11 protein-coding genes and 1 pseudogene are annotated in these 11,119 nt (G+C 57.5%); 7 read left to right on the top strand and 5 right to left on the bottom strand.

The annotated features are described in order from the left end of the window. The 4 genes and pseudogenes from P7F28_RS01010 to P7F28_RS00995 form a co-directional block, all read right to left on the bottom strand. Positions 1–99: pseudogene (locus P7F28_RS01010) on the bottom strand (glutathione S-transferase family protein); the annotation flags it as partial. Positions 100–147: 48 nt separating this feature from the next. Beyond that, positions 148–999 (bottom strand): NmrA family NAD(P)-binding protein, encoded by an 852-nt coding sequence (locus tag P7F28_RS01005; RefSeq protein WP_277182486.1) that lies wholly within the window; start codon positions 997–999, stop codon positions 148–150. 100 nt (positions 1,000–1,099) lie between these two features. Further along, positions 1,100–1,492: an ester cyclase gene (locus P7F28_RS01000; RefSeq protein WP_277182485.1), complete on the bottom strand. Its 393-nt coding sequence runs from the start codon at positions 1,490–1,492 to the stop codon at positions 1,100–1,102. 39 nt (positions 1,493–1,531) lie between these two features. Continuing rightward, positions 1,532–2,479, bottom strand: a complete 948-nt coding sequence (locus P7F28_RS00995) for a GlxA family transcriptional regulator (RefSeq protein ID WP_277182498.1) — start codon at positions 2,477–2,479, stop codon at positions 1,532–1,534. A 127-nt stretch (positions 2,480–2,606) separates the two neighbouring features. Between P7F28_RS00995 and P7F28_RS00990 the strand changes: the two genes are divergently transcribed. The 4 genes from P7F28_RS00990 to P7F28_RS00975 all read left to right on the top strand — a co-directional run bounded on the left by P7F28_RS00990 (position 2,607) and on the right by P7F28_RS00975 (position 6,292). Then, positions 2,607–3,368, top strand: a complete 762-nt coding sequence (locus P7F28_RS00990; RefSeq protein ID WP_277182484.1) for an SDR family oxidoreductase — start codon at positions 2,607–2,609, stop codon at positions 3,366–3,368. Positions 3,369–3,609: 241 nt separating this feature from the next. Continuing rightward, entirely contained in the window at positions 3,610–4,455 is an 846-nt protein-coding gene (locus P7F28_RS00985) for a lipase family protein (RefSeq protein WP_277182483.1), read from the top strand. 108 nt (positions 4,456–4,563) lie between these two features. Continuing rightward, on the top strand, positions 4,564–5,322 hold the full coding sequence (locus P7F28_RS00980; protein WP_277182482.1) for an SDR family NAD(P)-dependent oxidoreductase: 759 nt from the start codon (positions 4,564–4,566) through the stop codon (positions 5,320–5,322). Between the two features lie 40 nt (positions 5,323–5,362). After that, the gene (locus tag P7F28_RS00975) at positions 5,363–6,292 is read left to right on the top strand and encodes a LysR family transcriptional regulator (protein WP_277182481.1); all 930 of its coding nucleotides are present in this window, start codon (positions 5,363–5,365) and stop codon (positions 6,290–6,292) included. Here P7F28_RS00975 and P7F28_RS00970 read toward each other — a convergent pair. Further along, positions 6,195–7,127 (bottom strand): LysR substrate-binding domain-containing protein, encoded by a 933-nt coding sequence (locus tag P7F28_RS00970; RefSeq protein WP_277182480.1) that lies wholly within the window; start codon positions 7,125–7,127, stop codon positions 6,195–6,197. The two genes, P7F28_RS00975 and P7F28_RS00970, sit on opposite strands and share 98 nt — an antisense overlap. 98 nt (positions 7,128–7,225) lie before the next feature. On the opposite strand from P7F28_RS00970, the gene P7F28_RS00965 reads away from it, so the two are divergent. The 3 genes from P7F28_RS00965 to P7F28_RS00955 all read left to right on the top strand — a co-directional run. Further along, complete coding sequence (locus P7F28_RS00965; protein ID WP_277182478.1) at positions 7,226–8,464, top strand: YbfB/YjiJ family MFS transporter; 1,239 nt, start codon at positions 7,226–7,228, stop codon at positions 8,462–8,464. Between the two features lie 333 nt (positions 8,465–8,797). Continuing rightward, positions 8,798–9,967: an SIR2 family protein gene (locus P7F28_RS00960; RefSeq protein ID WP_277182477.1), complete on the top strand. Its 1,170-nt coding sequence runs from the start codon at positions 8,798–8,800 to the stop codon at positions 9,965–9,967. Beyond that, positions 9,951–11,119, top strand: a 1,169-nt coding sequence (locus tag P7F28_RS00955) for an ATP-binding protein (protein ID WP_277182476.1), incomplete at its 3' end; no start/stop codon positions are given. The genes P7F28_RS00960 and P7F28_RS00955, both read left to right, overlap by 17 nt.

The raw sequence follows: 11,119 nt of genomic DNA, 5'->3' as shown, positions 1-11,119 counted from the left end.
GGTATCCACTGGCTTCAATTCATACGGCATGCCCGATTCTTCGAGAAACAGCGCGATTTTTGCGGGATTCGGCGTGGGATGAAAGTAGAACTGGATCATGCGATCGTCTCCGTGACGTGGCTCGGAGACGATTTTAGATCGATCGCCCTAAAACGTGCAAATATGACGAATGACATCGACGAGCGGCGTCGTGCCCTTCACCGTGCGGCCTTCGAAGTCGATCCAGCCTTCATTGAAGCCATCGAGCATTTGAATGCGCGGCAGCGGATGCTTCATGCCCTGCGCTTCGAACAGGCCCTGCCATGAATCACGCGGCACAGCTTGCGCGCTCACCAGTTTGCCAAGCACGTGCGCGAAGGCATCGGCAATATCATTCGGGCTGACGCGATGCGGTCCTTCGAGTTCGACGGTGCGCGTGATGTTTTCATCGTCGAGCAAAAGTTTTGCGGCTTGTTTGCCGATGTCTTGTGTCGCCACCATCGGTATCGCCCGATCGAGCGGGTGCAGGAAACTATGCACGATGCCTTCATCACGCGCGGATGCCACGTCCCACGCGCAGTTTTCCATGAACCACGCGGGACGCAGAAACGTCACAGGAAAGTCTTGTTCTCGCAGCGCCTGTTCGACCAGACTGTGCTGCGACAGCAGATTCGTTTGCGTGGCCTGCGCGCCGACGGTCGAGAGATAAACCACCTTTCCAGGCTTCGCGCGATTCAGCGCTTCGATAATCACGTCGCGCAGCTTCGATGCTTCAGGAAAGCCCGGTTCAGGATCGAATGTGGGCGGCAGAAGAATGAATACGCCTTGCGCGCTTTCGAAAGCACGCGTCAGCGCATCCACATCGCTCAATTCGGCGAGCGCGATATCGAACCCGCGCGCCGCCCATGCCGCGCCTTTGTTCGGATTGCGTACGATCGCGCGAACGAGTTGATTCGCTTCCAGCAGCGCATTCGCCACCGCGCCGCCCACTTGCCCTGTGATTCCGGTGATTGCATACATGCTCGCGTCTCCTTGTGAAAATGAATGGGATGCGTTGCATGTTAGGGCGTTTGCGTCGATGCAAAAATGATGTGCGAGTTATTTCATTGATGCCATTTCGTCATGATGGGAGCTGCGCCTCGATTGCCGCTTTATCGATCACGGACCAGACTTCCTCTATGCGCCCTTCATGAAAGCGATAGAACACGTTTTCGGCGAAGCGCACGCGTTGGCCATTCACGGCGAGGCCCATAAATAAGGCGCGCGGCGTGCATTCGAACCATAGGCGGCTCGCAACGTTCGCCCCGTCTACAACCAGCAGACGAATATCGAAGAACAGATCGGGAATCTCTTCGAAGTCGCGTTTGAGCATGGCGCAATATCCGCCGAGACCGAATGGCCGGCCATTATGCTTCGCGTTTTCGCTGACGAATTCGCCCAAACGCTCCCAGTCTTGCGCGTTGAGGCAGGCAATGTATTCGCGGTAGATTTCGCCGAGATCTTTATAGCTCATGTCGTCTCCTGAGTGAATTTGCAGGATACGATCAAACGATTAAGCGTGTGCGCGCGCTTCACGACGCACGCCTTGCGGCGGCACGCCGAAGCCGCGCATGAACGCTTCGCGCATATGCCGGCGATCACGAAAGCCGGTTTCCCAGGCGATGGCTTCGAGCGAATGGCGGCTGCGCTCGATCATCAGACGCGCCGCTTCGAGCCGCAATCCTTCGATAGCCTTGGCGGGCGATTGCCCGGTTTCCTCCGTAAAAACACGGCTGAATTGACGCGGACTCAAATGCGCTTCACTCGCCAGTTCTTCCACCGTCAACGGACGATTCAGATGTTTGCGCGCATAGTTCAGCACATTCTGGATGCGGTCGGACTTGGGCGCGAGTTCGAGCATCTCCGAATGCTGCGACTGTCCGCCCGCGCGGCGCTGCGGCATCACGAGCTTGTGCGCGACTGATCGAGCGATATCCGCGCCGAGATCTTGTTCGACCATCGCCAGCGCGAGATCGAGACCGGCTGTCATTCCCGCCGATGTCCACACCGAACCATCGACGATATAAATGCGGTCTTCGTCCACATGGATATGCGGGAAGCGTTCACGCATTTCCTGCGCGAAAAACCAATGCGTGGTCGCACGCCGATTGTCGAGCAGGCCCGCTTCAGCGAGCACGAATCCACCCGTGCAAATGCCTGCGATACGCCGCGCGCGTGGGCCGATGCGTCGTACGAATCTGAGCATTTCCTGCGTGGCCGGTAATTCGATCGGATTGCTCACGCCCGCTGCAATCCACGTGTCCATGTTAAGACGCGGGTTCAGCGCGCGCGTGCCCACGCTCATGCCAAGTGACGAACGCACTTCACCGCCCGCCACCGAAAAATTCTCGATCCGATAAAACGCCTCGCCCGCCGTGTCGTTCGCGTGTTCGAACACTGACTGCGACGCGATCGACATGATCTGAAAACCGTCAGTCAGCAAATAGCCGATTTTGTGCATGTTGCAGAGTCCGAAGTCGATGTCCTGAATCCGTACCATATACGTCATTTGAGACACCGTCAAATCGAGTCAGAATTCACTCACCGTTTCATCACGAAACTTTCAAGATTCAAAAAGGACACGCATCATGAAACTCACCAAAAATACGATCTTCATCACTGGCGGCACATCGGGCATCGGGCGGGCGCTGGCGGAAGCGTTTCATCAACGCGGCAACAAGGTGATCGTGGCCGGCCGTCGTCGCGCGTTGCTCGATGAAATCGCTGCTGCGAACCCGGGCATCGACACGGTCGAACTCGATATCGGCGATGCCGTGCAGATCAAGCGCGTCGCGCAACAGGTAATCGCGAAGTATCCTGCGCTGAACGTGGTCATCAACAATGCCGGCATCATGCCGTTCGACGATGCAGGTGGCGCGCTTGACGATGAGCAGGCCGTACGCCTTATCGATACGAACCTGCTCGGCACGGTGCGCACGAGCGCGGCCTTTATCGAACATCTGAAATTGCAGCCGGAAGCCACGCTCATCAACAATAGTTCGGTGCTGGCTTACGTGCCGCTCGCCGCGACCGCGCTATATTCGGCGACCAAGGCGGCGGTCCATTCCTACACGATGTCGCAACGCTTCGTATTGCGAAATACCAGCGTCCGCGTGCTCGAAATCGCGCCGCCGTGGGTCGATACCGATCTGATTCACAAAAGCGGCGATCCGCGTGCCATGCCGCTGGACGCATTTATCGCGGAAATTATGCAGAAGCTGCCTGAAGCGAGCACCGAAGTTCTTGTCGATTCCGCCAAGCCGTTCCGCGATAACGCCGGTCCGAACGAACACGCGTTCGTGGATCAGTTCAATCAGTTGGTGACCGACAATCCGATTCCCGTCGCCTGATTGCGCACGTTAAACGCAGCCACATTACGCGCTGTCGTCATGTTAACCAGTTCAGGAAAGGTCTCGACGACAGAGTTCGGTGGCTTCGGTATCGGACCGGGCGCGGGCAAGCTGATGGCCGATCTCGTCATCAACGACACACCGCTGGTCGATCCGCACGCGTTTCGTGCGCGAACGCTTCAGCGACGGCACGCAGAAGGGGGCGATGGTATAGGCTGCTATGGAGAATCAGGAGAAAACCATGGCGGCCCTACCTTACGATGCTTCGCGTACTGCACTTTTCACGCCACAAAACAGGCCGACGCTATTTATTCCCGGCCAGACTTACGACGTCCATGCGCTCTGTGTCGAAGCCGCGCGGCTCGCTTACGTGCATGCGGAAAACGGCGGCGCGGAACTGCAAACGCTCACCGATGCGCTGGCGATCGTCGGCTTCGAACCACCAACGTGTTTTTCCGATCCCACCACCGGCACGCAGGGCTTCGGCGCAATCAGGCAAGCGGATGATCTTGCCCTGCTCGCATTTCGCGGCACCGAACCAAACGAGTTCACCGATATCGCCACCGACCTGAAAGCGAGCCTCGTTTCGTGGCCCGAAAGCGCTGGCCGCGTGCACGATGGTTTTGCGGCCGCCACGCGAAGCATTCTTCCTGCGGTCAAGCAATGGCTGGCCCAATCGCACGGACAACTGATCATTACCGGACATAGCTTGGGCGCGGCCATCGCGTGTTTGATGGCGAGCGTGTGCAAGCCGAAAACGCTGGTTACGATCGGCTGTCCGCGTGTCGGAGATGCGGCATTCAAGGCCACGCTCGATGAAATCGATCACACGCGTTTCGTCGATTGCTGCGATATCGTCACCGAATTGCCGCCCGAAATCGACGGATACGTTCATGTCGCGCCGATGACCTATATCACGAGCGCAGGCGCGATCGATACAACCGCGACCGATGCCACCATCTCCGCCGACCGCGCCGCTGCACGCACCGCCTATCTATGCGATTACGCATGGCGCGCGGGCACGGTCATAGTGCGTGATCTCGCCGATCACGCACCGGTGAATTACGCGCGCGCCGTGTTTTCCTGAGGCCATACTCGCGAGGCATGCCCCGCTGCCTACAAAGTCTTTCTCCTTTGCAACGCCCGGCTCTACATTGCACTTCATCGAAACACCTCAACCGATGGAGTCAATCTCATGAACAAGCCCCTTATTCAACTCAATGGCAAGACCGCGCTAGTCACGGGCGCATCGCGTGGTATCGGCCATGCCTCGGCGATTGCGTTGGCACGTGCCGGAGCAAGCGTATTGGTTCACTACAGCAGCGGCGAGCAGGAAGCCGATGCCGTCGTCGCGGAAATTCGCGCGTTCGGCGGCACTGCGCAGAAAGTACAAGCCAATTTGCGCGATGCCGATGGCCCGCACAAGCTCGCAAAACAAGTGTGCGAGGTGATCGGCGGCAGGCTCGATATTCTCGTGGCGAACGCGGGCGTGTCGAAGGCCGCGAGCATCGAAGAAACCAGCATCGACGATTTCGATTCGCTGTTCGCCGTGAACGTGCGCGCGCCCTTCTTTCTCGTGCAGCAACTGTTGCCGGTGTTGTGCGAAGGCAGCAACGTCGTGCTGTTGTCGTCGCTGGCGGCGCGTGCAGCAGTCGGCACGCTTGCCGCATACGCTGCAACGAAAGGCGCGGTCGATACGCTCGTCAAGCACTTCGCCGCCGCGCTCGGTGAACGCGGCATCCGCGTGAACGCAGTCGCGCCAGGCGTCGTGGAAACGGATATGTCGAGCTTCACAAAGAGCGATGCGGGCCGCGATATGACGCTCGGCATGCAGGCGCTCAAGCGGCTCGCACAACCCGACGATATCGGCGATGCAGTGAGCTTTCTTGCCTCCGACGCCGCGCGCTGGATCAGCGGCGAAACACTGCACGTAGACGGCGGATCGAAGCTTTGATGTATTCTGACTGACCTCTTCGATCAGGCATCGCACGATCATGGAACTGCGGCATCTGCGCTATTTTCTTGCAGTGGCAGAGACAGGCAGTCTCACGGAAGCGGCCGAGCAACGACTGCACACTTCGCAGCCTTCGCTCAGCCGTCAGATTCGCGATCTCGAAGATCATGTCGGCGCGGATCTGTTCGTGCGCACGGCGCGCGGTGTCGAATTGACGGCTGCAGGACGCGCTTTCATGGAGCACGCGCGTATTGCATTGAATCAGGTCGATGCCGCCGTCGAAGCCGCGCGACGCGCCGCGCAACCGGTCAAGCAACGCTTCGCGCTGGGCTTTCTTACGGGTCAGGAAATGAGCTGGCTACCCGATGCCATGCACGTCCTGCGCGATGAACTGCTCAATGTCGATGTCACCGTATCGAGCGATTACTCCACCGAACTTGCCGAAGGCGTCGCGCGCGGGCGGATCGATGTCGCGTTTATGCGTGCCGAACCGGATTATGATCTGTCGTACGAAATAGTCGATCGAGAACCGCTGGTCGTGCTGATGCCGAGCGATCATGCGCTGGCATCGCAGGACGCGGTGAATGTGCACGATCTTGCCGATCAGCCGTTCATTGCGATGGCGTCAAAAGCGCGCGTATTACGCGGCGTGATTGACCAGTATATCGAACGATCTGGCGTGCGCATCGAAGCAGCGCAGACCGTCGACAATCCGGCGATGGTGATGTCGCTGGTGGCATCGACGCGGGGTATCGCGCTGATTCCGGCATATATCGAGAACCTGATGCCGTGGTCGGTCACAAGCCGCCCGCTTGCAGGCGATGCACCGACCATCGATCTCGCCGTCGGTTATAGCGCGAAGAATAAATCGCCTAGTTTGCGGCTGTTTCTTTCGCGGCTCGACGAACTGGTTTCGCGGCACCGCGAACGGACGGCGCGGACTCCGTCAGCAGATCGCGCAAGGCGTTGAGTGCTGCGGAGAAATGGCCTTTGCGCCAGACGAGCAATGTATCTACTCGGCCGAATTTGCCGAGCGAATGCAGATCGACTTCGCCATCGAGACCCGCCAGTTCGAGTACCGAACGCGGCGCAACCGCCACGCCCGCACCCGCCGCCACGCACGCGACGATCGCGTGATACGAACCCAACTCCAGCACGCGCGCCGGACGAATGCCCTGCTCTTCATACCAGCGCATTGCATAGGTTCGATAAGCGCAGCCGCGTTCGAACGCGACGAGCGTAAGACCGGCTACATCGCGCGCATTCGACGACGGATGCTGCCCGCGCGGCGTGAGCAACACCAACTCTTCTTTGAACACCGGCATCGATTCGAATTGCTCGGCGGGCAACGCGTCCGGCTCGATGGGACGCGCCATCAGCGCGGCATCGACTTCGAAACTGCGCACGCTGTCGATCAGCGCGCGCGTCACGCCGGTCGCCAATTCGAGCGTCACCTCCGGCCAGCGCTGATAGTAGGCGGCGAGCACGCGCGGCAGACGGCTGGCGGCGGTGCTTTCCATCGTGCCGAGCCGCAAGCGCCCGTGCGGACGATTTTCGCGGACGGCGTGGCGGGCTTCATCGGCCAATGCGAGCAGACGTTCGGCATACGGGAGCAGCGTTTCGCCTGCGGGCGTGAGCACGAGACGACGGCCATCGCGAATAAACAGGTCCGCGCCGAGCGTTTCCTCGAGTTGGCGGATGCGCGTGGTCACGTTCGACTGCACGCGATTGAGCTTGGCGGCGGCTTTGGTCACGCCGTTTTCGCGCACGACGGTGCGGAAAATGGTGAGCGCGGAGAGATCCATTTGATCTTTTCCTGTGATGGCTGGCATCTGAATTATTCATTTTTCGAGATGGATTGGTCAAGGTAGGATTTTGTTTTTGCGGTTTCTTTTGGACTGACATGGCTACTTTTGCTCGGGATACGACGCGGTCCGGCGCGTTGGGCATCGCGATGGCGTGCGCGGTGGTGTTGGCGGTGGCGCTGGGCGTCGGACGGTTCGCGTTCACGCCGTTGCTGCCGTTGATGCTCAAGAGCGGCGCGCTGGATATTCGGCACGGCGGGTGGCTCGCATCGGCCAATTACGCGGGATATTTGATCGGCGCGTTGTCGTGCGCGGCGATACGCGTCGAGCATGGGAGGATGGTGCGGTTCGGCTTGATCGCGACCATCGCCCTGACCTTTGCGATGGGTATCGTCGATGTGTTTTGGGTATGGGCTTTCGTGCGGTTTTTCGCGGGCGTGGTGAGCGCGTGGGCGTTCGTGTTTGCATCGCAATGGGGTTTGCGCAAGCTCGCTGAACTGGACGCACATGGGCTTGCCGGGATCATCTACGCGGGGCCGGGAGTCGGGATTGTGGCGACGGGGTTGTTGGGGGCTGCGGCGGCTTCGTTGGGCGTGTTGGCTTCGGTGGTTTGGGTGGGGTTTGCGGTCTGTTCTTGCGTTGCGGGTTTGCTTGTGTGGAGCGCGTTTTCTGTCGATGCGGCGGCTCAGGCGCGTGGCGGTGTTCGTGCTGCTGATGTTTCGGTCGATAGGTCTGCGGACGCCGCGTGGCTGATCGGGCTTTATGGGTTGGCCGGGTTTGGGTACATCATCACCGCGACGTTTCTGCCGGTTATCGCGCGGCAGGCTTTGCCTGGGTCGGTCTGGCCGGATTTGTTTTGGCCGGTGTTTGGGGTGGCGCTGATTGTTGGCGCGATCGTGTCGTCGCGGTTGCCTATGCGTTGGGATAATCGCTTGCTGCTGGCTGGGTCCTATGTGATTCAGGCGGTGGGGATTTTGCTCGGCATTGTGTTTCCTACGGCGCTTGGGCTTGGCATCGGGAGCCTTTTGTTAGGATTGCCATTCACCGCGATTACCTTGTTCGCGATGCGGGAAGCGAGACGGTTGCGCGGGGAATCAGCGGCGGGGTTGATGGGGTTTGCGACCGGGGCTTATGGATTGGGGCAGATTGTGGGGCCGCTGGTGGCGGGGCCGCTGGTGGTGAGGACGGGGTCGTTTGATGGGGCGTTGGGGGGGGGGGGGGGGGGGGTGGGTGGGGGGGGGGGGGGTGTTGGGGGCGCTTGTTCTAACGCGCTTGAGATGGCGTTATTTCAAACGTTTCTGAAACTAAATTGGCCCGCTCTGATTTTTCGTTATTGACTCTCAGATCGATTTCGCAGTGCAAATCAAAAACATGGTGATTAGTCGACTGCGGATTTAAATAGCTGACTACTCGCACACATTTATTTCAACACGCGGCTAATGATGTTGCTTCCTCGCAAAATCGACAATAACTTAGATTCTGCCAATCCCCTATTTATTTGATCTTTGTCACTGGTAGTTATCTCTCATCTGCCACTATTACTCCTATCACAGTCACATACACGTTCAGAAAGCGCCGCTTTCAAATATTATTGAACATCCTTAACTAAGCTAAGTAATAGGCTTTGATATGTAGTAAAGTCAAAGACGTTTCCTCAAAACGACTTTGCTATGTCCGAACACGATCCACTCCGTTTTGCTGCGGGATTAAGTGCAAAACTCGCAACCCGATCTCGCCACGTCTGTGCGCTGTTCGGTGCCGGCACGTCGAAGGCCTGCGGACTACCTGACGTGGCTGAACTTCAGCGGAGCGTACTGAAGAGTCTGTCGGAAATTCAGCGTAATATGCTAAACACTCAACTCACCGGACGAAATCTGGAAGGTGCTTTAAGCAGGCTAAGGCGAATAGCCGCACTTTTGAGCGGCGATCAGACAATCGACGGATTGACAGCGGCCGATGCAATTTCGCTAGATCGGGCAATTTGTCGTGTGGTGATTTCCGAAGTCGACATATGTCGAGCCAACTTGAAACCCACACGTTATTTTGCGGCTTGGCTCGCACGAGCGCGCTATCACCTCCCAGTGGAAATATTCACAGTCAATTACGACCTGCTCTTCGAAACCGCGCTCGAGGAATTACAAGTTGCCTACTTTGATGGATTTATTGGTAACTTACGGGCACGTTTTCAAACTGACCTTGTCGAGTGCATGCTCGACGCTGAGCACGATTCAGTGCCTGCGTTCTTCACGCGTCTATGGAAGCTGCATGGGTCGGTGAACTGGGAATGGGAGTCCAAGCAAGTGGTTCGCGTCGGCCAAGCGGTGGCCGAGGACGCTGCCGCCGCTATATACCCATCCGACACGAAATATGAAGAATCAAGGCGTGTCCCCTTTCTTGTTCTTCATGATCGGATGCGTAGAGCATTAAATCAACCAGAGACTCTCGTAATTGTTGCGGGGTACTCATTCGGCGATGAGCATCTCAATGAGTTGTTATTTGATGCTGCCATTCGGCGACATCGAACTGAGATTGCCGTCTTCTGCTATTCGGATATCCCCGAGCCACTTGCAGAGCGGGCTCAGCTGACTCCCAATATCCAAATAGTGGGCAGCCACGAGGCAGTTATCGGCGGTGTCAAGGCTAAGTGGGCGATTCCGGAGCACAACGTAAGCGGAATATTTGAAGACGGGCGATTTCTGCTAGGCGACTTCCAGAAGTTGGCTCAATTCCTCGCACGGAGCGCATCAAGCGATTCCGACATGGACTCTCGTCTAAATCAGCTAGCCAAGACTGAGAATCTAAATCCTTTCGAAGGAGACGCGAATGATGCGGGATCTTGAAGCGACGTGCGTGGGCAAGGTTCGCAACGTGCTTGGATCAACGGTCACCGTTGTCCTAAATCCTGATTTGGCCGGTGTAGCGCCAATTTACAAAGGTCAACTTCAACCCATCGGGCAAATTGGGTCGTTAGTTCGAATTCCGCAGGGCCTGATAGATCTTGTCGCAACTGTCACGCTGGTGGGAATTTCCGAGCTTATCGACAAAGTTATCCCCTTTGGTTCAATTCAACGAGACGAACGATGGCTCCAAGTTCAATTACTCGGTGAAATTGATCGCGCAACCGGAAGGTTTCAGCGGGGTGTCGGCACGTATCCCGGCCTTGATGACCCCGTCCACTTTGCGACACCGCAAGAGTTGGCATCAGTATTCCCTCGGCAAGACGAAGCTCATCTCCGCTTAGGACGGCTGGCTGCGTCGGAAGATATACCTGTGTGTATTGACGTCTCGAGGTTTGTCGTTCGACATGCCGCGGTCGTAGGTTCGACAGGATCAGGAAAGACAAGCGTTGTCGCATCGCTGGTCCAAAATTTCGTGAGAGGCGGTTGGACATCCGCGAACATAGTTGTCGTGGATCCGCATGGAGAATATGCGCGAGCATTTGCCGACAATGCTTCTGTGCGTAGCGTGCTGGCCCGAAATGCCGAGAGCAGATTGCGAGTTCCTTTTTGGGCGCTTCCAGCAGCTGACATCATACGGATATTCGCGGGTACTTCAGGCGGCGCAAGCTTTAACAACAAATTCAGCGAAGTGGTGACTCAAGCCCGAAAGTCTTTCTTAGCGGAGGCCCAATGGCTAAGTCTTGATCCTAGTGCTGTCACTTGTGACACACCGATTCCGTTCGACATCCGACGCGTTTGGCATCAACTAGATTCAGAAAATCGAGAGACCCGGCAAGTCAAAGGAGATTCGACCACGGCTTGCCTTGAGGATGCTGGCGATCCCTCTACGCTTCGACCAGCCCGATTCTCGCCATATGGGCAAGGAGGTCAAGCCCCGCATCAAGCTCCGACTTATGGTGTCTACGGTTCAATGCCAGAACTCCTGCGTCTTGGATTGCTTGATCAACGACTCAAGTTCTTCCAAGAACCGGTCGGGACGGTTACCGGTCCGGATCCCCTTGTTGGCGTTGTCCAAGAGTGGCTCGGCGGAGA

Source organism: Caballeronia sp. BR00000012568055 (genome assembly GCF_029439455.1).
In the GTDB taxonomy this organism is placed as follows: domain Bacteria; phylum Pseudomonadota; class Gammaproteobacteria; order Burkholderiales; family Burkholderiaceae; genus Caballeronia.
Note: the sequence above shows the minus strand (reverse complement) of the source record. Positions and strands in the feature narration are given on the sequence as shown.